Raw genomic sequence first — 25,668 nt, 5'->3', positions numbered from 1 at the left:
TATTTAAGGTTGTAACGTCGCCGAGGCAAGTGCGCACTGACGGACTTCTGTTACGGAAAGGATCCATCCGTCAATCAGGATCGTGTTTCCCGTTTCAAAATCATGCGTGATAGTTTCGTTCAATTGGGAAACTATCGACGCTTCGGTGCCAGACGATCCGGCACGCAACAAGTTGATCAGCGACTGTGCGCTTTCTTCTTCTGGCACAAACACGCGATACTGGTTTCCGATCTCGCGAATGGCTTTTGCATCCCAAATAAGCGAAAGGGATCTAGGCTGGCTCAACGGGTTGCCGGACTCGACATCCCTCATGCAGTAGTAGGCTGTTGGAATCGAAATGAAACCAATGCCGCCTATAGCGGAAAGGACAAAGTCTCTTCGTTTCATAATTGAGTTAACTTGAGTGATCTATATTTAAGGCTACCGATTCAAATCGACCAAGAAATGTGTTTAGACGTTTCGTCTGGAATCGAGACGAAGAAATTGGCTCAATGCCGGCAGGCAATTGCCGGCCTAACGTTCCGATGAAAGCAAAATCAACCCGCTTTGCCCTGTCTCCGAATGTACTAAAAAAATATCAACTTTAGTAAGTTAAAGATCAATCGTTGTCTTTGCTGTCAATATATAAGTTGTCACTTAAATTTGTTCAATGGAGATTTAACAGCAACGCGTTGTGAAGTTGTGGCAGAAACAGTTACAAAAAAGTTCCGCTTCCCAAGGAGATATCGTCAATATTTAAAAATTATCCCTGAATTCTGTTTTGATGTTGCCGATAAATTATTCGTTACAAACACTATTTTTGCTTGCGTAGTCTCCCAGATAAGATTGATTAGCATACACGTTTCATTCTGGGCATCTACGCGTCCAATATCAATGACAATCCCCTTATTAAATTATCTCAATGAAAGCACTACGTTTACTTGCGACGGCGTTTTTTTGTCTGTCGGTATCATTGGCATCGGGTCAGTGGACGCGATCGACTTCGACTTTGACCACCTATTTACTGAACCCTACTGATAAAGTGGCGATTGGTACGCAGACGGCCAAGGGCACACTTGATGTGTACACACCTCTGCCAAGCCTTGGGACATACGAATCACAATATTGGAGCACCGACAATCCTGGCTATAGTCTGAAGCTGCGAAACACATGGAGCAACACTTACGGCATCACGCAGGAATTCATACAAAGATCTGCAGGAACGGACTATCCCGTTCTTTCCTTTTTTTCGGGCAAGGTCGGGATCGGGACTTCAACCGCTGCCGCGAGATTCGAGGTAAATTACAATCTACCGGGTCAAGGGACGCATGATATTCAGCAATGGAGCGTGGGTAATACAGCCTACACGATGAGACTCCAGGCCGTATGGAACAACAATGGCATTGCTCATAAGTTTGTGCAACGTTTCAACAATACAGACTATCCGTTGCTTTACTTCTATTCCGGAAATGTTGGCATTGGCACTCCAGGAGCACCGGCGGCAAGATTAGACGTCAATTTTGACTTGCCCGCACCCGGAGTCTACGATGTTCAGCAATGGAGTGTAGGGAATCCATCCCATAATTTAAGGGTTCAAGCCTATTGGGACAATACTAGCGGCATTTCAGAGAGAATCGTACAACGGTTTAACGGCGCGGATTATCCAGTGCTTTCTTTCTACTCAGGCAATGTAGGCATTGGAGTCTCCAAGCCGGGAGACATTGACGCGAAGCTCGCCGTGAGGGGTACGATTCATGCGCAGGAAGTGCTCGTTGACCTCAGCGGAGCTGTTGCTCCGGACTATGTTTTCGAACAAACCTATGCGTTACCCACTTTGGCAGAGACTGAGCAATATATAAAGGACAACAAGCACCTGCCTGAAATCCCTTCCGCTAGCCAACTGGAGAAAAATGGTATCAAGGTTATGGAGATGAACCTGTTGTTGCTCAAGAAGATTGAAGAGATGACGCTTCATTTGATTCAGCAGGAAAAGATGATCCAGGAGCAAAATAAGCGGATCTCAGAACTGGAGTCCTTCATTAAGAAATAGGCGTCGAAATTAATTAAGCAAATTTTAGATGAAAAAGAGATTTGTTTTGGTGTGCATCGTCATGCTCAGTCTTTGCTTTTATGGAAAATCTATTGGTGACCCAATGTATAATGCAAATTTCCAATATAGCCGGGATGCGTATCAGCAGCTCATGATGAAATTCGATGATCTGTCGGGTCCAGCGTTTCCTACTGGATGGCATTGGACTTTTGGTGATGGCACGTCTGCATCAACTAGTCAGAACCCAACGCACCTCTATGCGCAGGTTGGTCCTTATACTGTAACCCTTACAGTGAATTGGGGAACGACCCAACGAACGATTGAGAAGGAGATTTGGGTCGGATACGTTGCGGACTTTTCATGGACCCAACCCACCTATGTGGGGAGCCCCATATATTTCAAGGATATTACAGTTTACGAGTGCTTCGGTACGCCGAGGACGTACTCATGGACTTCTGGTAAGGCGAGTGGTGAGCAATCGTCGAGTTCAGCTCCCAGCTTTATCTATGACACCCCCGGTACCTATTCTGTTCAGCTTTGTACTATCGACGCTTGCGGCCATAGCCTATGCGCTACGAAACAGGTAACGGTAACGATGCCCGAGAATAACCTGAAACCGGAATTTGTATCCAACCGGTGGCAAATCAGCAAGAATGAAACAGTTATATTCAGAGATACCAGCACCCCTCCAGAGGACATCAAGTGGTGGGCATGGGCGTATGAACAGCCCAGCAGCCTGATGGATGAAGGTATTGTTCAGAATAATGACATCTACTACTATTACAGCTATAAAGAGAATGTGTCTCACAAATTCGATCGTACTGGCCTTTTCAAGGTAAGGTTGAGGATTGGGACCACCACAACGACTGTGGCAGGCGAGATTGGTCCTGGCAACGAGAGTGTTTACGTTGACCACTTAATCGAGGTAAAGGACATGCCAGAACCTGAGCCCATTTACACGGATAATTCTTCTTCATCTGGAATGATAGACTATGACTTGACCGATAATACGTTTGCCGGCATTCGAACCCTCGGCTTTGTATGTCTTTATAGAAAACTAAACCCCAATGATCCCGCATCCTGGGCGCCAACAGGCAGATGGGTTGCAGAACGTGATTTTGTGGGGCAGTACGTCGGCTTATCGCAGGTGAAAGCAGATAATGACGTTGCGCTGGTCCAAAGCCTACCCGATGCTTTTCATTCCAAGTATGGATATCATGTTTTTGAGATTGATAATTCGCCGACCACAAGCACAGGGACGGGCACTCAGATTGATTGGTGGAGTAAAAACCCGAGCAAACTCCTTTCACTATCTGATGACAAACCTCATTTCGATATTAAAGGAAATGAAATTGTAGTGGTTCAAAGAGAAGGTGCTGTGCTTTATCTCTATTACTTGTATAAAACCACCGCTTCCTGGGAAGGCAACATTAGTGTGACTAAAACGGCCATACAGACAAATGCGACTGAGAATTCTCAAAAAATCTTTATTGATGATAATGCCATTGTCACTAAGGTGGGATCTCAGATCTTTATATTTGAAAAGGTCAACGGTGTCTGGAATTTTTCTTCTAAGAAAGTCATCAATATAGAAAGCATCGATCCTGCTGCGGACGATTTCGCATATGCGGGAAATACCGTAGTAGTGACGGCCAGATCACCAGACTGTCCGGACTTTAAGACTTCTAGTGTACTGGCGAAGGTCTATCAAAAACCCGGTTCAGGTTGGCCGGCCGTAACGACCACGTACTCCGCTGCGCTAGGTCTACTGAAGGATTCCGATGTGTCCCCGAACACGTGGATCTGTCTTCCTCCTGATAATGTAGCGATTTCGGAAAATTACATCGCCATCAAAGTAGTTCTTACCAATGCAAATAGTGTGACCCGGCGATACATCTATAAAAAACTCAACGGTGCCTGGACGAGCATGGACGCTACTTACAAGATAAACCTTGTGGATGAGATTCTACCCACCGTCACATCGAATTACGAGACGGCTTGTGGATTCAGAGCGCTGGATAGGGTTGACTTCTACAACTATGACTCTTTCTGTACGCTATACCCCTATCCCGTAACAAATCAGACAATCACTGGTTTGCATGATTCCGTCGATAAAGGCTTAATCGATGTGGGATCCGTTACTTTTAATCTGGGCGCCGCAGTCAGGTACCGGGGAATCAGAATAACATTGAAACCGGACGTTAAAGTCAAATCCGGCAGCAGAATTTCCTTTTCAGGCGTTCCGTCATGTGACGCCCTTTACTTTATCAGCAAATAAAATGGACCAAACTCGATGCACAAAATACATAAAATCGGATTTCTAATTGCTTGTGCAATGATCTGTGCGGTCACCTCGCAAGCGCAGATTGACAAAAGGGGCGCGTGGTTCAAATCGGCAGGGGGTAAGCTGATGGATCAGGCTTACGCGATCACAACGGATTCTTCCGGCAATGTCTATGTCACCGGGGGCTTCCAGGAGGCGTCTGATTTCAGCAGCGACCATCGACTGACAGCAAACGGCGATACCGATATTTTCCTTGCTAAATACGATGCTCAAGGGGAATTGGTATGGCTTCAAAATGCCGGCAGCGACGCGAAGCAGACGTATTCATTATCTGAATATGGGTCGGACATTGCATTCTACGACGGTTACATCTATGTTACCGGACGATTTCTATCAAGCGCCAGGTTTGGACAGACTGAAATACAATCTAATGGTGGTGCGGATGTCTTTCTTGCTAAATATTCCCTCGACGGTGCATTGCAATGGGTGCGTCATGGTGGAGGTGAACATGAAGACCTGGCCCGCTCGTTGGCGATTGATACATACGGAAACATATACGTGACCGGGTCTTTTCAAAGTACCGCCGTTTTTGAGGGGCAAATGATTACCTCAACTAATTCGACGGAGATGTTCCTCGTTAAATATGATCCGTTAGGAAATTTAGTATGGCTGAAAAGCTCTTCGGGCGCATCAAAAGGACAGGGGAATGCAGTGGCCTGCCATGAGAACTACTGTATCACCAGCGGAAACTTCGAAGGCTCCATACGTTTTGAAGGAACAGAGCTTCAGACAAATGATCAGGCCGTGTTTGTCAATAAATATAACCTGAGCGGCGAGTTGATCTGGTCGAAAAAAATCGGCGATAGCAAATCCATTTCCGTGGAAGATGTAGTGGCATCAAAAGACGGTATCGCCGTCGTTGGTAACTTTAATGAGAGGCTTCAGCACAATAATCTGAAGTACATGTCAAACGGAAATCTGGATGCCTATATGACGCTTCTCAGCGTGTCAGGAGAAACTGTCCACATCCAGACCTGGGGTGGCCCAGGCAGGGACAAAGTAAAAAGGATTGTCCAAGCGCGCGACGGTCAGTTTCTCGTGGCAGGAACGTTCAATTCATTTCTGACATGGAATAATTCGATACTGGCATCAACGGGCGGTGATGATGTCTTTATAGCTTCCTTCTCGACCGATGGACGATATCTTTGGAACGAATCCTTTGGAGGGATTGAACAGGACCAGCTAAATGGTTTAGCAATAACCCAAAAGGGCCTATGCGTGGCTGGATTATTTGTCGGACAGATGAACTTTGGAAACACTACCTTCCATTCTGCCGGAGCGTCTGACGCATTCCTGGGAGTGCTCCCGGTGAACGTCAATGACAAAGCTGCGCCCGGGAAACGGGAGACGGCTAAAATTGCCCTTTACCCTAACCCTGCCTCTCATCACGTAATCGTCGGTTCTGAAAAGAAAATGGATGAGCTCAAGATCTTTGATCTGTCAGGGAAGGTTCTGTATGAACAACGTATTGACGGGTTAAACCAGATTCAAATCAACCTCAAGGGATTTAAGCCCGGTTTATACTTGCTTAAGGTCCAGGCCGAACATCAGGTTTCGGATGCCCGGCTGGTCATCGAAAAGCAATAGGAAGCGACAATCTTTCCCCTCCATTTTAACCGCCCGTTCGTATGTCTTATTACGTTGGCTGGCTTGTAGGAAACACTATCCCTCGTTGTAAAACCTGCTCCCCTTTAATGATTTTGTTAGGGTAAATGGGTTGCAATAGACTGTATTATTGGATTTGAGCGATTAGCTCTTTCGCCTCACCGTTGGGTTAATTTTCAGATCAAGTGCTATTGGAGATTTCCGCCCTGTACATTGTTCGTTACGCCGACCATGGAGATGCAACATAAAAGCTGTGTGGCGATAAGTCATCTCCCCAGTCCCAGCGGATTTCATCCCTGTTCTGCTTAAAATTATTCGTTAAAAGTGTGCGCTTGCGAGTAACATTTACGGCGACGCACCGTCATACACCGGTAGGTGATAAGCTCCGGAAAAAGCATTTACTTTGATACCTGGCCAGGGAGCACTTATCCCTTACGGTTCACTTTCCCCGATTGATAAAGCGCACTTATATTGAGACCATGAAGACACGCACCATCCTGCAGGTTGTACTGTTCTGTTTGCTTTCTGCCATGATCTTTGCTTTTTGTTCGTATGCCGCGAAGCCGCTTCCGTCAAGCTGGTCATCACACGTCATGTTGGGTGGTAGTATTGTAATGACTTGTATCATCACTTTACTATTTTCCCGATGGACGGGTTTGTCGTTGCAGGAGATCGGTGTCGCTCCAAGTCGGGACACGTTAAAGAAATTTCTCGTGGCATTCACCCTTGGACTGCTGTTGCCGATCATCCAGTGGGGCATCGTCTATGTTAGTGGTGGATACCAGGTACGCTGGAATGATCACGTCGGCCTGAACGGTATTTTCTCGTTCCTCCTATTATACATTTTGATAGCTGCGAGGGAGGAGCTGGCATTCCGGGCGTTCCCGCTGTTCAGCTTGAATAAACGTTGTGGGTTTCTTCTCGCCATTTCCCTGGTGACCTTTATCTTCATTCTTGAACATGTGGTCGGAGGGATGTCTTTCTGGGCGGCAGCCATCGGTCCAGGACTCGGGGGCATATTGTTTGGAATTCTGGCCATCAAAACGAAAGGTATCGCATACCCGATGGGTGTTCATGCAGCATGGAATTTTGGTCAATGGGTAATGGGTCTCAAACCGGAACCCGGGATCGTCCTGGGAAGGATCGCCCCCGGACAGGAAGACTGGGTGGATGTGACCGGATGGACGGGCTATGCGATTGCGATGGGAATAGGCATAGCTGCTGCGATCCTCTACCAGCCCAACAACCCGGGCAGATCGCTCAGCCCTTTATGGGAGGGGAGTGAGCGTCCCTGAAGATTTCAATCAATCTCCGAAGTCAATATCGCGACCGGAGACCTTTCGCTTTTTTTGTGTGCTATCATGTAAGACGATTTCAGACAAAGGAACGATTGTCCCAGCGCAATGGTCAGCCGGCGCATACATCGTTCGTTAGGCCGATCACAAAATGGTGCCTGTTAGAAACTGGTAAGGCGATCGTCATTTCCCTTTGCCCGAATTAGAATGTGGGAAACCCTCTTCGGATTTCATTCCTGTTCGGCTTAAAATTATTCGCTAAAAATGTGATCTTGCAAGTAACTTTTACACCACATTGTCCCTATGACCCAAACCCAAAGCGCAGCCAATCCCGTAACCCGCATACTGGCCGCCAGCCTGATTGGAACCACCATTGAATTTTTTGATTTTTATATTTATGCCACCGCCGCCGTGTTGGTTTTCCCAAAGCTGTTCTTCCCGGCCGGTGATCCCGTTGCGGCAACCCTGGCATCGCTGGCAACATTTGCGTTGGCCTTTTTCGCCAGGCCATTAGGCGCTGCGCTCTTCGGACACTTTGGAGACCGCAAGGGACGGAAAGCCACATTGGTAGCTGCTTTGATGACGATGGGCCCATCCACAGTAGCCATCGGCCTTTTGCCATCCTACCATACCATTGGCATTGTCGCGCCCATCTTGTTGGCGATATTTCGTTTTGGTCAAGGCCTGGGGCTTGGTGGTGAATGGGGAGGTGCCGTGTTACTGGCCACCGAGAATGCACCGAAGCATAAAAAAGCCTGGTATGGCATGTTCCCACAGCTCGGTGCGCCGATCGGCTTCTTATTGTCCAGCGCTACCTTTTTTATCCTCAGCAAAACGATGCGTGACGAACAGTTCTTAGCGTATGGCTGGCGGATTCCCTTCATCGCCAGTGCACTGTTGGTTTGGGTTGGCCTTTACATCCGCCTCCGGATCACGGAGACGCCCGACTTTCTAAAGGTCATGAACAATCAGGCGCGCGTGAAAGTACCGGTCGTTGCGGTCTTTGCTAAACATACCAAAGTCATCTTCCTGGGTACAGCAGCGGTAATCACCACGTTCTTGCTGTTTTATATCATGACGGTTTTCACACTGAGCTGGGGAACCTCGGCGCTGCATTATCCGAGAGAAAGCTTTTTGATTGCACAAATGATTTCCATGCTGTTTTTTGCGTTGGGCATTCCGTTGTCGGCGGTGATTGCCGATCGCAAGGGCAGAAACAATATGCTCTTGGTATCGAGCATCGGCATTTTCATCTTTGGTTTGTTTCTGGCGCCATTCTTTAGCACCGGTAGCCTGATCGTTACCGTGGTGTTCCAATCGACCGGCATGCTGTTGATGGGGTTGAACTATGGCCCGGTAGGGACGGCGTTAGCGGAGATTTTTCCGGCCGAAATTCGCTACACCGGTGCGTCATTAAGCTTCACATTGGCCGGTATCTTAGGCGCATCGCTCACACCCTACTTGGCCACCACGCTGGCCACAAGTTATGGACTTCCTTATGTAGGGTATTATTTGTCGTTGGGAGCGGCCCTCAGCATATTGGCACTGCTGGCATCACGTTCTTTGATGAAACGTGAACATCAATAGCTTTTCAAGAGGCGTCAATTCAACGAACTTCTATATTCGAGCGGCGTCATGCCTACATATTGTTTGAATACTCTGGTAAAATGCTGCGGATATTTGAATCCCAATGCATAGGCAACTTCACTAACCGATTTAGAAGCATCGAACATCCTTTCCTTGGCTACGGTAATCAATTTAAGTTGGATGAACTCGTGGGCTGATTTGCCCGTCTCTTTTTTGATCAGGTCTCCAAAATAATTTGCCGATAAGTTGAGTTCGCTGGCGCAATAGGCAACCGAGGGCAGTCCATCGGTTTGTGGTTTCTCGGATAAAAAGAAATTATCAAGCAACGCTTCAAATCTTTCCAGCACACCCTTGTGCACATGATCGCGGGTGATGAACTGACGGTCGTAAAACCGCACGCAGTAATTGAGAAATAATTCAATGTTGGTTACAATCAGTCTCTTGCTGTGTTTATCCACCGCATGCTCGAGTTCAAATTTAATTTTCGAAAAACAATCTTGTGTGATTTGACGCTCGCGATCGGACAAATGAAGCGCCTCATTTACAGCGTAAGAAAAAAACGTGTAATCGCTCATGTGACGCGCCAGTGATGTTCCGTGGATAAGATCAGCATGAAACACCAAGGCCTGACCCTGTGGTTGATAATATTCCTCGCCGGTTGAACCAATCGCTTGACCCGGGGCGAGAAAAACAAGTGTGCCCTCTTCATAGTCATAGGTGCTGCAGCCATAGCGAAGATCACCGCATTTTATCTCCTTCAAAAACACCGTGTAAAACCCATAGCACATTCGCCTCAGCTGTCGGGGTGCTGCCTTTGAAAGATCAACGACACTCACCAAAGGGTGCAGGGTTTCATTTTTATTAAAAGCATTGTACTGGGCGACCGTATCAAACTTCAAGATCTCTTCCATAAGTCTTTCTTTCAGTATTCAAAATTAGGCTGTTCTGCGGTTGTTTCCCCATAAGGGGGCTGAAATCGGTGAAATTGGTAGGTAAACCTGTAATTGGTATAAGCCCCTGGCCGGGGAATGGTAACACCTTTGTACCATTGATAAATACAAAGACCAATGAAGTATAGAAAATTAGGAAAAAGTGGCTTGGAAGTGTCCACTATCGGCCTGGGCTGTATGGGACTTAGCTTTGGCTATGGTCCGGCGACCGATAAACAAGATGCCATCCAGTTGATCCGGAGGGCATACGAACTTGGCGTGAATTTTTTTGATACGGCCGAAGCCTACGGTCCTTTTACGAACGAAGAAATACTCGGAGAAGCTGTGGCCCCATTCCGGGACCATGTGGTGCTGGCCACCAAATTCGGTTTTAAGGATGGACTGCCCTCCGTTGGATTAGACAGCCGGCCGGAAAATATCAGAGCGGTGGCAGATGCCGCACTCAGGCGGCTGAAAACAGATAGAATTGATTTGTTCTATCAACACCGTGTCGATCCGAATGTATCCATCGAAGAAGTAGCGGGAACGGTCAAAGAACTGATTGCCGCGGGAAAGGTTAAACACTTTGGATTGTCGGAAGCCGGCGCCCAAAGCATTCGGAAGGCGCATGCTGTGCTGCCGGTGGCTGCACTTCAAAGTGAGTATTCTTTATGGTGGAGAGAACCTGAGCAGGAAATATTGCCGACGCTGGAAGAACTTGGAATTGGATTCGTTCCCTTTAGTCCGCTTGGGAAAGGCTTTCTTACGGGAGCCATCAATGAAAACACAAAATTCGATAAGACCGATTTTCGCAACATCGTGCCGCGCTTCGAGGAAGAGAACCGGAAAGCGAACCAGGTCGTGGTGGAGAAGATCAGCGCGTTTGCCAAAAAGAAAGGAGCAACGCCTGCACAAGTCGCGCTGGCCTGGGTGCTGGCTCAAAAACCATGGATTGTTCCAATCCCCGGCACCACCAAGATCCATCGCCTGGAAGAAAATCTGAAAGCTGAACAACTCACACTGACCACCGGCGATTTGAGCGAAATCGCAGAGATGTTTTCGCAAGTAGAGATTCAGGGTGCCCGCTATCCACAGCAGCTGCAGGCGCGGGTTGGTCGTTGAAGGAAGAAATTAGATAATAATATATAACCAATCGGCAACTTTATGAAAGTATCAATGCTTGGATTTTTTTTCTTGATCTTGAGTATCCCGTCATCATCCGCCCAAGAGGGTGGTGTCAAAAATAATACCGACGCCGAACAGCAAGTCATCGATCTTTCCAAAGAAAAATGGCAATGGATGGCAGACAAGAATGTGGACAAGCTTACAGGGCTTTTTCACGACAATTCAAAATTTGTTCACATGAGTGGAACATGGAAAAAAGACGAGGAACTCGATATCATTAAAACCGGAAGCATTTGGTATAAGAAGGCCGATGTTCACGATGTTGCTGTGGAATTGGTGGATGACACGGCAATCGTCTGGAGCCGCATCACACTAACGGCGCTCGTCCGGGGTAGTGATGCAGTGACCGAGTTTACCGTCACCGAAGTCTATAAAAAACAGCGTAAGGCTTGGAAGCTGCTCGCCTTAACCTTTAGCAGCGTACGAGATACGCATGTCATTAAGCATTAATAAATTCGAATTACGGGCAGGTAAATTTATTTTAAAATGAAAACAATAATTCACGGACTATTATTTGTCTTTATAAGTGCGCAAACCTTCGCACAAAACTCCGGCACAGAGCAGGAAATCATCACACTATCCAAAGAGAAATGGCTTTGGATGGCGGATAAAAACGTTGATAGACTAAAAGATCTTTTCGATGAAAAATCGGTCTTTGTGCACATGGGGGGATCTTGGGGAAAAGAGCAAGAACTCAATGTAATCAAGAGTGGCGGCATCCATTATAAAAAAGCAGATGTTCATGAGGCCTCCGTAAACATCATCGGCAACACGGCTATCCTTTTGAACAGGATTACGCTATTGGCCGTTGTGGGGGGTAATGAGGTGACCAATCCTTTCATGGTGACAGAAGTGTATGTGAAGGAGAACAGTGGCTGGAAGTTAGGCTCATTATCGTTCACGAGACTATTGACTCCCGAGCCACCGAAAAATTAATTTACAACCCTTCTTTTGAAGAATAAAGTTTAAGCGTGCGTGATAATCAGAATTAGATGAGGAGCTACCTGACGACTTTTCTTATTTTTATTTCATGGTGTTGTTCATCCCAGGCAAATGAAAAACAACCCAGAATACTCATCGCATATTTATCGCGCACGAACAATACGAAAGCGATTGCGGAAATCATTCAGCAGTATGTCGGGGGGAGTCTTGTTGCCATCGAGTTGGTAAAACCCTATCCCGAAGATTATAAAACAATCGTTGATCAGGTAGCAAAGGAAAATGAAACAGGGTATCTGCCGCCACTGAAAACCAAGATCGAAGACATTCGCCAGTATGATTTTGTGTTTGTCGGATTCCCGACATGGGGAATGCAGTTGCCGCCGCCGGTGAAAAGTTTTTTAAGTCAATATGATCTAAGCGGAAAGACCATTGTACCATTTAACAACCATGCGGGCTACGGAGTTGGGAGCGCTTTTGACACGGTTAAGAAATTATGTTCAAAGAGCAAAATATTGGAAGGTTTTTCAATCAAAGGTGGTATTGAAAGAGACGGAATCCTTTTTGTAATGGAAGGAGAAAAGGAAAAGCAAGCGAGGGATGAAGTAAAGAAGTGGTTGAAAAAGATCAATCTGGCAAAGTGAAGAATTTTTAGCAATTAGTGAATATGGAAGCAATAGATCAAAATACAATGGTGCAGACCGTTAAACTAAATAATGGTGTAGAAATGCCCCTCTTAGGTTTTGGAGTGTTTCAAGTAACAGATTTGAACGAGTGCGAGCGGGGCGTGTATGATGCTATTCAAACAGGCTATCGTCTTATTGACACAGCGGCCTCATATCAAAATGAGGAAGCTGTGGGAAGAGCCATTAAAAAAAGCGGTGTACCGCGTGACCAACTGTTTATCACGACAAAACTTTGGGTTCAGGACGCCGGTTATGAAGGAACGAAGAGGGCTTTCGAGAAATCGTTGAGAAAACTTCAGATGGACTACCTCGATTTATATCTAATTCATCAGCCCTACGGTGACGTTCATGGATCCTGGAGGGCTATGGAGGAATTGTATCAGGAGGGACGAATAAGGGCGATTGGTGTGAGTAACTTCCAACCTGACAGGGTGATGGACATAATTTGCTTCAACGATGTCGTTCCGGCGATCAATCAGATTGAGACGCACCCGTTCCATCAGCAAATCGAAGTTCAAAAGTTTCTTCAGGAAAATGGTGTGCAGCACGAGTCGTGGGGACCATTCGCAGAAGGCAAAAATGATCTGTTCAAAAACGAATTGCTCGCGTCTGTCGGAAAGAAGTACAGTAAGTCCATTGCACAGATCGTGTTGAGATGGTTGACGCAGCGGGGCATTGTTGCCATTCCGAAGTCGGTTCGGAAAGAGAGAATCGAAGAAAACTTCAATATTTTCGATTTCCGGTTGAGTGACGAAGACATGCGATCCATTCAAACACTAGATCAAAAAGAAAGTGCCTTCTTCGATCATCGCGACCCCGCCATCATCAAATGGCTTGCGAGTAGAAAACTCGATTTGTGATCTATGTAAAAGACACGGTATCCTTAACCTAATTTGAGAATTGCCCTTAAACTGCAAATCGATAATTCGTATGAGACAACGCCCGATCACTTTAACCTTTCTTGTTTTTCTCTCCTTGCTCGTGCCTTGCATTCTGATTGGGCAGAGTAAACAAAACAGCCAATCACTTTCGGACCGGCAACAAGCCATCGCTTTAGTGGCAGCTTTTACGGCAAAAGGAGATTTGGAAAAACTAAAGGAAGCATTGCATTCGGCGCTGGATGCAAACCTAACGATGAGTGAAACCAAGGAAATTGTCGTTCATGTTTACGCTTACGCTGGGTTTCCAAGAAGTATTCGCGGCCTCAATACGTTGATGTCCGTTTTGGACGAACGAAAGGCTAAAGGTATCAAGGATGCCATAGGAAGAGAGGCGACTCCAGTTCCCAACAACGTCGACAAATATGAAGTTGGAAGGAAAACGCTGGAAGCGTTAACCGGCAGACCGCAGGGCGAATTGAGTGGCTACAATGCATTCAGTCCTGAGATCGACAAATTCCTGAAGGAACATTTGTTTGCGGACATTTTCGGAAGGGATATTCTAACGTATGCTGAACGTGAACTGGCCACCGTGTCCGCTTTGACAAGCCTGGGAGGCGTAGAACCTATGCTCCAATCGCACATGCAGATTGCCATTCGCCAAGGGATATCGGCAGGACAGCTGGTAGAGCTCTTGGCGTTGTTTGAGAAGTTCGTCGGAAAAACTGAAGCGGAGTCCGCAAGAAAGGTTTTCGCCGAAATATCCGGAGCGAAGATCTCGACAACTTCAACATCCGATGAGATAGATAACAAACCTATTTTTTCAAAGGGACAAAAAAATCCGAACCCCAATATGGTTGGCACGGTCTGGCTTTACAGTATGGTAGAGGCGGATTCGCTGAGTCAAACCCAGGTTGGAAACGTAACTTTTGAACGCGGTGCGCGCACGAATTGGCATTCGCATTATGCCGGTCAGATACTGCTCGTCACCGACGGCATGGGATACCACCAAATAAAAGGTAAACCTGTTGAATTGATCAAGAAAGGCGACGTAATTAAATGTCCCCCAAATGTAGAGCATTGGCATGGCGCAACGCCAGATCACTTTCTTACCCACATTGCCATCACTCAGAACACCGAAAAGGGCAGGGTGACGTGGCTGAGAAAAGTGACTGACGAAGAGTACAATGCGTATGCGCTGACCCAAAAGAAATAACCGCAGACCGCAAGCGTCCGCTTTCATCTTTTTTCATCTGCAGTCTGACCATTTATGCAGGTTGTTCGGAGGTAAAAAAAGAATTAACGGAAAGATTTTCTTAAATTATAACATAACAAAATGGATAGCGATGGCAACAATTAACCTGAACATTAACGGCAAACGGCAGGCAGTGGATGTTGACCCGAAAACTCCTCTCCTCTGGGTGCTTCGCGATCACCTCAACCTGGTCGGAACCAAGTTTGGTTGCGGAATAGCACAATGTGGTGCTTGTACCGTGCTCATGGATGGCAATGCCGTACGATCTTGCTCTTTACCCGTGTCGAGTGTTGCCAATAAGGCGATCACGACGATCGAGGGTATTTCTGAAAATGGAGACCATCCTGTTCAGACCGCCTGGTTGGAGCATGACGTTCCGCAGTGCGGGTATTGTCAGGCAGGTCAGATCATGTCTGCTGTGGCCTTGTTGAAAAAGACTCCAAACCCAACCGACGAGCAGATCGAGACAGCCATGAATGGAAACATCTGCCGATGCGGAACCTATTTGCGCATCAAGGCCGCTATTAAGACCGCTGCAAAATCGTAGTCCATCACTCCTTAAGCATGAACACCATGAACACAAAAATAAACCGGAGATCATTCCTAAAAGTATCCGTCCTTGCCGGCGGGGGAATGATGCTAAGCTTTAACGCGCTGCTGCTGGGAAAACCTTTGAACGGTGAGGCGTTGTCTTTGCCTTCTGAGTTTTATGAACTGAACAGCTATATCAAGATCGCGGCCGACGGGGCTGTCTTGCTGATGTCTCCCAATCCGGAATTCGGTTCAAACGTGAAGACGTCGATGCCGATGATCCTTGCCGACGAGTTGGATGTTGACTGGAACAATGTTTCGGTCGAGCAAGCCGACTTTTATCCCGAACGTTTTCAGCGACAATTCACGGGCGGCAGTCAGGGCATACGCCTGGGGTGGAAACCCCTTCGGACCGCAGGCGCTACGGCGCGCAAAATGCTCATCGATGCGGCGGCTAAGACCTGGAATGTGCCCGCAGAAGAGATCACGACGGGGGCCGGCGTGCTGTACCACCAGGCCAGCAACAAAAAAGCAGGCTATGGAGAAATGGCGTCGAAAGCTGCAACGCTGCCGGTTCCCAAGGATGTGCCGCTCAAAAAGATCGGTGCACTCAATATCGTCGGCACTTCAAGAAAGAACGTGGACGGCAAACCCATTGTGACCGGTAAACCGTTGTTTGGAATGGACTACAAACAAGAGGGCATGTTGGTTGCCATGATCGTTCATGCTCCAGCCGTCGGGTTGACAATAAAATCAGTAGACGATACGACGGTGCGATCCATGCCGGGCATTAAGAACGTATTTGTGATGAATACGTTAAAAGATGACTATCAACGCAACGCCTTCGACACGACCACCTTTACGGAGATGGTGGCCATCGTTGGAAGTACCACCTGGGAGGTCATGAATGCAAAAAAGGCATTGAAGGTTGAATGGAGCGAGGCCCCGGAGAAGACCATTGTGGTTAAGGGTTGGGGTGGTCAAGCGCAGAATGTAACGATACCGGCGGGTCTCGAAAGTACGGACGCTCAGAAAGCAAAGATGGTGGAGATGTCGAAGAAGCCGGGCAAGGTGCTTAGAAAAGATGGCGATCCGGAGGAAGCCTTTAAAAAAGCCGCTAAGGTCATCGAGCGAACCTATAACGCCCCATACCTCGCACACAATACGATGGAGCCGGTGAACTGCTTTGCCCACGTCACGGCGGACAAGGCAGAGCTCTATGGACCAACGCAAGCGCCGGAATTCATCATGCAAACCCTGGTGGCCCGGCTGGGAATACCAAAAGACAAAATCCACATTCGCCTGGCCCGGATGGGAGGAGGTTTCGGATTGCGCGCCTACTGTCACCAGATGGTGGAGGCGGCAGTAATTTCTCAGAAAATGAACGCGCCCGTGAAGCTGATCTATACGCGCGAGGACGACATGACCTATGGGATCTATCGCCCCACCTACACCGCCACCTATAAAGCTGGACTGGACGCAAACAATAATTTAATCGCATTCCAGGTTCGCGGCGGCGGAATTCCCGAACACGCCGTGCATGCCAATCGCTTCCCGGCTGGAGCGGTAGACAACTATCTTGCCGAAGGATGGGAAATAAATTCCAATATCACGATCGGTGCGTTTCGTGCGCCACGTTCGAATTTCATCGCCGGAGCAGAACAAGCATTTCTGGATGAGGTAGCAGAACTCGCCGGTAAAGATCCCATCGCGTTCAGGCTGGAGTTGCTGGAACGCGCCAAAACAAATCCCGTCGGGAAAGACAATGACTATAACCCCGACCGGTATGCTGGCGTGCTAAAACTGGTTCGTGAAAAATCGAATTGGCCTGCTGCATCAAAACCGAACGCACATCGTGGTGTCGCCGCATATTTCTGTCACAATACCTATGTGGCTGAAGTGGTCGATCTTAAGATGCAGGGCAATACGCCGGTTTTTGAAAAAGTGTATGCCGCCGTGGATTGCGGCATCGTGATAAATCCCGACGCAGCGACGAACATGGCAGAAGGTGGCATCGTAGACGGGATTGGAAATGCCTTATTCGGTGAACTCACCTTTAAGAACGGTGTGCCCGAGAAAAGCAACTTTCATCAATACCGGATGATCCGGCAGAAAGAAGCGCCCAAAGCGATTGAAGTGCACTTCGTCAAAAATGAAGAAGAGCCTACCGGGCTCGGCGAGCCTTTGTTTCCGCCGGTGTTTGCAGCCGTTGCCAATGCACTGTATAAGGCAACCAAAAAGCGCTACTATGAGCAGCCCTTTGCAAAATACATCGCAGTGAGTCCATCGCGCATGTAGTTGCCAAATGCACAACCTATCTTTTTGAACAAAACCACCGCCGCCACCTTGTTGATGTTTCACATTAAAAGGTTGCGGCGGCGGTATCCATTTTTGTTGGAAGCAATGTCAACGCGGACGACGGGCGGTTTATGCGCCAGGGTCCGGCAGAATTTGCCAGTGATAATGATCTTTCAGATCCTGTAACATCTCCAGGCCGGTTGCAGAGGGAGGTCCCACCATTTGCCCGGTCGGCGTCAGCCAATTTTGATCGAGCTTGAGGTGTCCGTTCTGAGTGTTCCAGAAGATGACGGAGTCGTGAATTTGTTTGATGATGGCATCCACTTCTTCGGTCGTAAGGTTATTCGGTCCGTTTATGTTTACGTCGTTGATAAAGCTCGGTACCGGCAGCACTAAGTGTTTCAGCAACGGTTCACCCGCCAGCGATACCGACGTGATGGGATTTCCACTGAGGTCGAGTGAGGTTGGACCTGCCGTATGGATCGCCTCAAAGGTTGATAATTGGACGAGTGACGTAAGATCCATTCCCACGATCTTGGGCCCACCCTCGCCCAACCGGAACGCCGTGATGTAGGTGAGGTCACCCGAAATGGTTATTTCATATTGCAAGGGTAAATACGAATGGAAAAGCGCGGCAGGCAGCGTGAAGTGTTCCATAGGGCTGCCATCACCCCAGTCCACATTGACGGCGCCACCGGCGACACCCTCTAAATTCAGGTGGAAATCACGGCCGGGTCCGATTCCTAACTCCGCGTCTATTTGGATACTGAGTTGGTGAAATATGACTTTCAGCGGCTCTCCTTGCAGAGCGGCGGCCAACTCGCTATAGATAAATGTTTTGGTGTAGGTAGGGAACCCGTTCAGGTCGACGTACAGCCGGTATTCGTTGTCGGGATCGCCCGGGAAAGAGATGACGTTGGTTTTTGCGCCGAGGTTATAGGTAGCGATCGGGGGGTTATCCAAATGATAGATCGCGGCGTGAGCGGCGGTCAGCACCAGGCTGTTGCCTTGGTTTATAAAAACAGCCACGCGAAGAACATTGGGTGCATTAATGTTGAAGGTGACATAGCCGAAATCTTCCGGCGAGCTTTCCGAAGCGGCCAGTACCTCCATTTCTACCGTCACAGCATCGTTGCCCGACACGGTGAAGTCATAGGGCAGGGGGTGGGCAACGGCCTGCGCCAGCGGCGACTCCGCTTTTGGTGTGGCAAACAACACTGTGCCGTCGTCGTCGGTCAGCAAGAAGTCAGTAATGGAATACGTGCCGACCGATAGCTGAATCGGCTCGGTCATCAAACGGGAGCCGATGTGCAGCAGGGCTATTTTCTTGTTGGTGAACACCGTGTCACCCCAACTGTTGCGGAGGCTAAGCAGCAACGTTGTGGGTTCCACGGCCTGCGTGCGCCCGCCCGATGGCGATTGAGAAGGGAGGCCAAACGTAAATTGAACATTTTGCAAAGCGGCGGGATCCGTGACGTCGTTCTTGCACTGATGGAGTGTGGCGCTGATAATGAGCAGCCCAATCCAGAGAAGGTACTTTTTCATGGTCATGGGGGTTAAAATTGGGAGATCAGAAAACGACAATAAAAAGAGCGCAGTCCCGGCTCAACCTTTTGGCGTTCTTCATCGACGAGGAGTTCACACCTACCACGTGTTGACGATGTCTTCGGGAACGGAAGTTTTACTAACGGCAGACAGGCAACATCACGGCAGGCCAGTACTTTGATGTTTTACAGAGTGAAAAAAGATTGAGACCGGAACGATAGACAAACAAGTTACTCCAGGTGGGCTTGGTTCTGTTAATAACAGCTTTGATCAACGCGTTACGAGATGGGATAGTTTGGAGCGCGTTGTTCCAGAGGGGTCGAGGAGTATGGTTAAATGTAGACGATATTTCTGTGGAGTCAAACAAGAACCGGGCGCCGTTATGCTGCTCACGAAAAATAGTTTCTTTGTAATACGAATATAACCTGATGTAATTTTTTTCGATCAAAATTTTTTGCTTCACTGCCGCTGTCTTACAGGAATCCATGCTCCCTTTTTCAAGGGATGCGAGTGAAAGCCTTGATTTTTTTAAATCGAATGGTTAAGCCGGCCCTTCATGGTCAGTTGCCCATTTTGTTATTCCGTTCTCAAACTCTTCGCCGGGTTGGCTAATGCAGCTTTGATGACTTGCGCGCTCATGGTTAGCGATGCAATGGTGAAGGTAATCACGAAGGTCAATGTAAATTCCATCCCGTGTATGGAAACCCGGTACGCAAATCCTTGCAGCCATCGATCCATCGCCCACCAGCCCAGGGGAAAGGCAATAAGGGTTGCCAGCACGACCAGCTTCAGAAAATCTTTGGAGAGGAGCATGATGAGTCCGTATAGGGAGGAGCCTAATATTTTACGGATCCCGATTTCTTTTGTCCGTTGCTGTGCCATGAACGTAACCAGACCAAAAAGTCCCAGGCAAGCAAGCCCAATGCCAAGGATGGCGAAGGCATAAAACAGCTTGCCGGTTTTTGACTCTGCGCTGTAAAGTTTGTTGAACTGGTCGTCCAAGAATTCATACTCAAAGGGCAGGTGTGGCGCAAGTTCGTTCCATTTTGTAGCCATATAATGAAGGGTTTCCGGCACGTGGTTACCCGATGTCCGGACCAGGATCCAGTTGGTGGTACTGCCCATGAAAATGATGAAAGGTGAGATTGACTCATGTAGCGAGCTGAAATGAAAATCATCAACGACCGCCGTGACCATGCTTCTTCGTCCTTGAAAAGTCAGGACTTTACCCACCGCTTCTTCGGGTGTCCATTCAAAAGACCGGGCAGCGGTTTCGTTCAGCATGACAGGCCGGTAAAGGGTATCCGTTCGGGCGAATGCCGAGGCTTCCTCCGCCTCCGTGAAATCTGTTCCGCCGATGATCGTTAGTCCCATCGTTTTGACGAAGTCCTTGTCCGCACGAATACCCGTAATCAGCATCTCCTGATCATTAAAGGCAAGATTGTATTTGCCCGGTATAAACACCGGGGTTTGATTGCAAGTAGTGATGTTCTGTATTTCAGTGTTATCCAATAGCACCGATTTAAGCGTGGGCATCTTCTCTGTTATGGATCTGTCTCCGCGCAATACAACGATATGATCTTTTTGGTAACCCAATTTCTTGTTTTGTATAAACTCCATCTGGCTGTGGATCACCAGCGTGGAAGTTATAAGGGTCATCGAGATAACAAATTGAATAACGATCAAGCTTTTGCGGAGCGTGATACCGGAAGCTCTTGTGTTGAAATTTCCTTTCAACACGTTGGCCGGTGCGAACCGCGATAAAACGAGGGAAGGATAAAATCCACCCAGGAGCCCAATGACAAGCAGTATGGCGACTATAGCAAATAAAGATTCAGGCTTCATCAGGAAATTGCCCGTGAGTTGCCTACCGGTAATGGTGCTGAACGCGGGCATCAGGGCTGCGACCAGCAGCAGGCCGATGATCAGGGCGGCCGTAACCACCACCAGGGATTCACTTATAAACTGACCGATTAGCTGCCGGGGGAGGGCTCCGACGGTTTTGCGCAATCCAACTTCCTTCGCCCGGTCGGAAGCCCTTGCTGTGGTGAGATTAATATAGTTTGCAGCGGCTATGATCAGGATGAACAGGGCGATAATTGAAAAGATGTAGACATACCGGTAGTCACTGCCGGGTTCAAGTCCACCTTCCACAAGGGCACGAAGATGCACGTCGGTTAGCGGTTGCAACCGTATGGTAAGATAATTTTCACCGGAGAGATCATTCTTGGCGTCTTGCGCCTTAAAGTAAGCCGGGATCTTTGATGACAGCGCTTCATGCATCCCCGGCTTGTGTAGCAGCAGATAAGTATAATGGCTTGCATCGAACCAGCCTTCGGTGGTATAAACGGGGTCGGTCAATGAACTCCACGAGGCGAGCATATCAAACTTGATCTGTGAATTAGGAGGACAATCTTCAACTATTCCCGTAATGACAAATTCCTGTGAATTATTTACCTGAAGGGTTTTCCCTAATGGCGTTTTATCTCCAAAATATTTTTTCGCCATCGAAACGGTAAGAACGACCTGATCGGGCCGGTTTAGGGCCGTGCGGGGGTTGCCTTCCAGCAGGTGAAAAGAGAAGACGTTAAAGAAACTTGAGTCGGTATACACAAATCCCTGTTCTCTGAATAATTTGTCGTCGTGTGCTACTACCGCGCCTGCGGGGAACAAGCGCACACCACTTTCCACTTCAGGGAACACCCGTTTAAACTCGGGCAGGACCTTCGTGCCGGTGACCGCCACTTTGGTAACCTTGCCACCGTACGAAAACTCGGTGGTGGCACGAACAATGCGGTTTGCATTTTTATGAAAACGATCGTAGCTCAGTTCATGAAAAATGTATAGCGAAGAGAGTAAACAACAGGCAATACCGATGGCCAATCCCAGGATATTGATAATGGAGTAGCTTTTGTTCCTCAAAAGATTTCTCCAACCGATTTTGAAATAGCTCTGATACATACCAAGGGTGCGGGGTTGATGGTGCTTGAATGACTTCATAAACTCCGGCCGGAAATACTTCATCACGCTCGTGGTGTATTTCCACTTCGCTTTTAGTGGAGAATTTTCATATTCCTTTTTGAAAACTTCCATCAGGTCTCCCTCAATTTCTTCGAGACAGTCTTCGCGGCAAAACCAGCGAAGGAAGGCCACTGCTTTTCTTGGAGGTTGCATTATCCAAAGGAAATTTTAGGAATACGCTTATAGATTCCGTTGCGCAGAGCGTATTGTTCATCCAGCATTCTCTTCCCCAATGCTGTAATGATATAATACTTTTTACGTCTGCCCCCACGGTCTTCGGTGATGCCGCCAAACCTTGACTTGACAAACCCCTTGTCCTCCATCCGCCTGAGTGCGACATGGATGGCGCTAATGTTCAATTTTTTGTTGAGTTCTTCTTCCAGGTTTTCCAGAAGGGAAACACCGTAAGCTTCGTCGTGCAGGGCCGCGACCATGAGCAGAACCAGTTCTTCAAATTCACCAAGGATCTGTGCCATTTTCTTTATTTACTTAGCAAATATGAATGTAATATATATAATCCATATTTGCTAAGTAAATCAAATAAAAAAACATTTGTATGCGTCTGGCAGGTATGGACGACCTGGTGGGCGAGACCAGCAGGGAGCCTCGCCAGTGACTGCCATAACCCTTATGCCATCTCAGGAACAACTCGACGGCTAAATCGTATGCTGGATCGTTTCAGAACAACAATATCAGAAATAATTATCCAATGGCTTATTCATTGTGATTCGGCGTTGTTTGTTTGGTACAGGACCCGCTATATTCATGGAATGGAGAAACTTAATGTTCCGTCGCGCTGGTATCGTCTGATCCCTATTGCCTTTATCACTTATAGCCTTGCGTATCTCGACCGCGCCAATTTCAGTTTTGGAACTGCGGGCGGCATGACGGAGGACCTTGGTATCGATCAAGGCACGTCTTCCCTGTTAAGCTCGCTTTTTTTCCTGGGTTATTTTTTCTTCCAGATCCCGGGCACTATCTATGCCGTTCAGCGAAGCGCAAAAAAGCTGATCTTCTGGTCTCTCATCCTGTGGGGAGCCCTGGCCACGGCTACGGGTATGATCCAGGATGTGAACTTGCTCATCGTGATCCGGTTTATGCTTGGCATCGTGGAAAGCGCCGTTATGCCGGCGATGATCATTTTGCTGAGCCGATGGTTTACAAAATCCGAACGTTCGCGCGCCAATACCTTCCTGATTCTTGGCAATCCTGCCACGATCCTCTGGATGTCCATACTTTCGGGCTATCTCATCGACGCTGTGGGATGGCGATGGATGTTTATCCTGGAAGGCTTGCCGGCGATCGTCTGGGCGTTCATCTGGTGGCGCATCGTCGACGACACTCCCGAAGGGGCTACCTGGCTTACCTCCGACGAAAAGGCAAAATTGCAGCATGCCCTGGAACAGGAGCAGCAGCATATCAAGCCGGTAAAAAATTATGCGGATGCTTTTCGCTCGCGGGTGGTCATTCTTTTGTCGCTGCAGTATGCCCTCTGGAGTGTGGGAGTTTATGGGTTCGTCATGTGGCTCCCGTCGATTATCAAAGCGGCGCCGTCGATGGACATCGTCAAAACGGGATGGCTATCCGCTGTGCCTTATGTATTTGCTATCCTGGGTATGCTGACGGCATCTCATTATTCCGATAAGCTCCAGCGCCGGAAAGAATTTGTCTGGCCCTGTCTCCTGGTCGGTGCTGTTGCATTTTATGGATCTTACCTTGCCGGCAGCCATAATTTCTGGCTCTCGTTCGTATTGCTGACGATCGCGGGCGCTGCCATGTATGCACCCTATGGACCTTTTTTTGCGATGATCACCGAAGCACTCCCCAGACATGTGGCGGGCGGAGCGGTTGCGCTGATCAATAGCTTTGGCGCACTGGGCTCGTTCGTGGGCGCTTACGTGGTAGGATACCTGAACGGTACAACCGGCGGCTTCGGTGCTTCTTATAACTTCATGGCCTCAGCGCTGCTCCTCTCCGCCGCACTGACTATTCTGGCCGTGGGCGGCGACAACACCAAATCCAACACGCAAAATGGATAATAAATTATTGTAATAATCCTGCCGGTATTTTTCCATCCACCTTTGGAAACGGAATACCAAGGAGTTTTACCATGATGGGCGTCATATCGCGCAGATTCATTTCCTCTATGACAGCGCCCTTGCGGATGCCTGGGCCATGCGCTACCAGGCCGGTGCGGATATTTTTCGTGTCGGGAAAATGCCCATGCGTACCGCCTTTGCCGGGCTTCAGGGCATTGCCTGTGCTGGCCGTGCTAAAGGCAGCGTCATGCTGCCCGGTAAGCGCGAAAGCAACATTCGGATTATAGCCACCTTTGTCCAATTGTTCCCTGCTGATGATGCGGTAATATTGCTTCACTGTATCCGGCTGTGCATTCAATAGTGCCTTTACTTTATCCGCAGTAGCTTTATCAGACGGGTCTTTCAGGTACAGGAAAGCAGATCCGCCGGTGGTATTGAATTGCGCTTTCCAGTCGCCTGTTCTCACGTCGTTGATCAACCCAGCTTCTTTCAGCCATACGTTGGGCGAGATCATCTTCTTTACATCATAAAACCCGTGGTCGCCGCCAACCAGGAATACCGTGGCTTCCCAAATACCTGCGGCTTTCAAAGCGTCTATGATAATACCTACGGCAGCATCAGCATCAGCCACCGCTTCGTGTACCGGTGTTCCGTAACGCCCCACATCATGTTGAGCGCCGTCTGCAGAAAATACGTGGATGGTCATCAACCCAGGTTTGCTTTTCTTTATGATATATGCGGCAATCTTAGCCACGTTCTGATTTTTCCCTGCATCTATCTCCTCAACACCTCCGAACACTTCCTTTTTCACCTCGGCATAAAAACCATGCGGTAGGGAATATTGTTCGCAGACCGAGTCGCCCAGGTTGCCAATGTCGGGGATGTTGTAGTCTACAGGAGCATTGGCAGATACGGGCCAATAGAGCGACGCAACGGTCATGCCTTTTTCTTTGGCCGCTTTCCAGATGGTAGGTACATGAATGGAACTATCTTGCCAGTAAGGCTGCTGAGGCTTTCCATCGGGGGTGAACACGTTGTTGTAAAATACGCCGTGCTTCTCAGGCTGCACACCCGTAACGATCGTGGTATGCGAAGGATAGGTAACGGACGGGAACACGCTGTTTACTCCCTTGGCGTAAGCCCCGTCTTTCATCAGCGCACGAAGGTTAGGCGTTTGCCATTCGTTGTCCAGGTAAAAATCGGGGCGGAACCCGTCAATGGTAAGAAAGATAACGTGCTTGGCGGTCTGTGCCATAAGCTGCCCGGTTATCATAAACAAGGCAAAGAGTGCCATTGATAATTGCTTTTTCATAAGTATGGTCATCCGGCTTTACGGGAGTTTAGGATTGCTCCGTAAATCGTGCTAAAGAACGGGAAAGGGTGCTTGTATCCTGTTAACTTTTTGTGATATTATTATCAACGTAGTTCGCCAGAAGTGGCGCCTGATAAACTACTGGCATTACGATAGATTAGGAAGAGGGCGTTGTCGACAATTTTCATTT

At 48.2% G+C, this 25,668-nt stretch carries 20 protein-coding genes; 14 read left to right on the top strand and 6 right to left on the bottom strand.

What is annotated here, in order from left to right; all coding sequences use genetic code 11:
• Positions 1 to 3: 3 nt before the first annotated feature.
• Entirely contained in the window at positions 4 to 387 is a 384-nt protein-coding gene (locus D4L85_RS34185) for a hypothetical protein (RefSeq protein ID WP_160144199.1), read from the bottom strand.
• A 514-nt stretch (positions 388 to 901) separates the two neighbouring features.
• Between D4L85_RS34185 and D4L85_RS34180 the strand changes: the two genes are divergently transcribed.
• The 5 genes from D4L85_RS34180 (at position 902) to D4L85_RS34160 (ending at position 8,860) form a co-directional block, all read left to right on the top strand.
• Positions 902 to 2,029: a tail fiber protein gene (locus D4L85_RS34180; protein ID WP_160144198.1), complete on the top strand. Its 1,128-nt coding sequence runs from the start codon at positions 902 to 904 to the stop codon at positions 2,027 to 2,029.
• A 28-nt stretch (positions 2,030 to 2,057) separates the two neighbouring features.
• Positions 2,058 to 4,307 (top strand): PKD domain-containing protein, encoded by a 2,250-nt coding sequence (locus tag D4L85_RS34175; protein ID WP_119758573.1) that lies wholly within the window; start codon positions 2,058 to 2,060, stop codon positions 4,305 to 4,307.
• 15 nt (positions 4,308 to 4,322) lie between these two features.
• Positions 4,323 to 5,960 (top strand): T9SS type A sorting domain-containing protein, encoded by a 1,638-nt coding sequence (locus D4L85_RS34170; RefSeq protein WP_119758572.1) that lies wholly within the window; start codon positions 4,323 to 4,325, stop codon positions 5,958 to 5,960.
• A 497-nt stretch (positions 5,961 to 6,457) separates the two neighbouring features.
• Entirely contained in the window at positions 6,458 to 7,273 is an 816-nt protein-coding gene (locus tag D4L85_RS34165) for a CPBP family intramembrane glutamic endopeptidase (protein ID WP_119758571.1), read from the top strand.
• Positions 7,274 to 7,576: 303 nt separating this feature from the next.
• On the top strand, positions 7,577 to 8,860 hold the full coding sequence (locus D4L85_RS34160) for an MFS transporter (protein ID WP_119758570.1): 1,284 nt from the start codon (positions 7,577 to 7,579) through the stop codon (positions 8,858 to 8,860).
• Positions 8,861 to 8,874: 14 nt separating this feature from the next.
• Here the strand turns inward: D4L85_RS34160 and D4L85_RS34155 are convergent, their stop codons facing one another.
• Positions 8,875 to 9,771 carry a helix-turn-helix domain-containing protein gene (locus tag D4L85_RS34155; RefSeq protein ID WP_119758569.1) on the bottom strand — a complete coding sequence of 299 codons (897 nt, stop codon included), beginning with the start codon at positions 9,769 to 9,771 and terminating at the stop codon, positions 8,875 to 8,877.
• A gap of 156 nt (positions 9,772 to 9,927) precedes the next feature.
• Between D4L85_RS34155 and D4L85_RS34150 the strand changes: the two genes are divergently transcribed.
• The 8 genes from D4L85_RS34150 to D4L85_RS34115 all read left to right on the top strand — a co-directional run bounded on the left by D4L85_RS34150 (position 9,928) and on the right by D4L85_RS34115 (position 17,561).
• Positions 9,928 to 10,911, top strand: coding sequence for an aldo/keto reductase (locus D4L85_RS34150; RefSeq protein WP_119758568.1), 984 nt, complete (start codon positions 9,928 to 9,930; stop codon positions 10,909 to 10,911).
• A 42-nt stretch (positions 10,912 to 10,953) separates the two neighbouring features.
• Positions 10,954 to 11,424: a nuclear transport factor 2 family protein gene (locus D4L85_RS34145; protein WP_119758567.1), complete on the top strand. Its 471-nt coding sequence runs from the start codon at positions 10,954 to 10,956 to the stop codon at positions 11,422 to 11,424.
• Positions 11,425 to 11,460: 36 nt separating this feature from the next.
• Positions 11,461 to 11,910 (top strand): nuclear transport factor 2 family protein, encoded by a 450-nt coding sequence (locus D4L85_RS34140; RefSeq protein ID WP_119758566.1) that lies wholly within the window; start codon positions 11,461 to 11,463, stop codon positions 11,908 to 11,910.
• 56 nt (positions 11,911 to 11,966) lie between these two features.
• Positions 11,967 to 12,557, top strand: a complete 591-nt coding sequence (locus D4L85_RS34135; protein ID WP_119758565.1) for a flavodoxin family protein — start codon at positions 11,967 to 11,969, stop codon at positions 12,555 to 12,557.
• Between the two features lie 23 nt (positions 12,558 to 12,580).
• On the top strand, positions 12,581 to 13,459 hold the full coding sequence (locus tag D4L85_RS34130; RefSeq protein WP_174236177.1) for an aldo/keto reductase: 879 nt from the start codon (positions 12,581 to 12,583) through the stop codon (positions 13,457 to 13,459).
• A gap of 70 nt (positions 13,460 to 13,529) precedes the next feature.
• Positions 13,530 to 14,693: a cupin domain-containing protein gene (locus D4L85_RS34125; RefSeq protein WP_119758564.1), complete on the top strand. Its 1,164-nt coding sequence runs from the start codon at positions 13,530 to 13,532 to the stop codon at positions 14,691 to 14,693.
• A gap of 130 nt (positions 14,694 to 14,823) precedes the next feature.
• A complete protein-coding gene (locus D4L85_RS34120; RefSeq protein ID WP_119759053.1) occupies positions 14,824 to 15,279 on the top strand; it encodes a (2Fe-2S)-binding protein in 456 nt (151 codons plus the stop codon).
• A 17-nt stretch (positions 15,280 to 15,296) separates the two neighbouring features.
• Positions 15,297 to 17,561, top strand: a complete 2,265-nt coding sequence (locus D4L85_RS34115) for a xanthine dehydrogenase family protein molybdopterin-binding subunit (RefSeq protein WP_119758563.1) — start codon at positions 15,297 to 15,299, stop codon at positions 17,559 to 17,561.
• 129 nt (positions 17,562 to 17,690) lie between these two features.
• On the opposite strand, the gene D4L85_RS34110 is transcribed toward D4L85_RS34115, so the two are convergent.
• The 3 genes from D4L85_RS34110 to D4L85_RS34100 form a co-directional block, all read right to left on the bottom strand.
• Complete coding sequence (locus D4L85_RS34110) at positions 17,691 to 19,106, bottom strand: hypothetical protein (protein ID WP_160144197.1); 1,416 nt, start codon at positions 19,104 to 19,106, stop codon at positions 17,691 to 17,693.
• A gap of 576 nt (positions 19,107 to 19,682) precedes the next feature.
• Positions 19,683 to 22,280, bottom strand: a complete 2,598-nt coding sequence (locus D4L85_RS34105; protein ID WP_119758561.1) for an ABC transporter permease — start codon at positions 22,278 to 22,280, stop codon at positions 19,683 to 19,685.
• Positions 22,280 to 22,603, bottom strand: coding sequence for a PadR family transcriptional regulator (locus D4L85_RS34100; RefSeq protein WP_119758560.1), 324 nt, complete (start codon positions 22,601 to 22,603; stop codon positions 22,280 to 22,282). Before D4L85_RS34100 ends, D4L85_RS34105 begins: the two co-directional genes overlap by 1 nt.
• Positions 22,604 to 22,897: 294 nt before the next feature.
• Between D4L85_RS34100 and D4L85_RS34095 the strand changes: the two genes are divergently transcribed.
• Positions 22,898 to 24,166 carry an MFS transporter gene (locus tag D4L85_RS34095; RefSeq protein ID WP_119758559.1) on the top strand — a complete coding sequence of 423 codons (1,269 nt, stop codon included), beginning with the start codon at positions 22,898 to 22,900 and terminating at the stop codon, positions 24,164 to 24,166.
• Positions 24,167 to 24,170: 4 nt separating this feature from the next.
• On the opposite strand, the gene D4L85_RS34090 is transcribed toward D4L85_RS34095, so the two are convergent.
• Positions 24,171 to 25,421 (bottom strand): alkaline phosphatase family protein, encoded by a 1,251-nt coding sequence (locus D4L85_RS34090; protein WP_228450724.1) that lies wholly within the window; start codon positions 25,419 to 25,421, stop codon positions 24,171 to 24,173.
• Between the last annotated feature and the right edge of the window lie 247 nt (positions 25,422 to 25,668).

Origin of the sequence: Chryseolinea soli (genome assembly GCF_003589925.1) — a bacterium.
Taxonomy (GTDB): domain Bacteria; phylum Bacteroidota; class Bacteroidia; order Cytophagales; family Cyclobacteriaceae; genus Chryseolinea; species Chryseolinea soli.
This window is presented reverse-complemented; position numbering and strand designations above follow the sequence as displayed.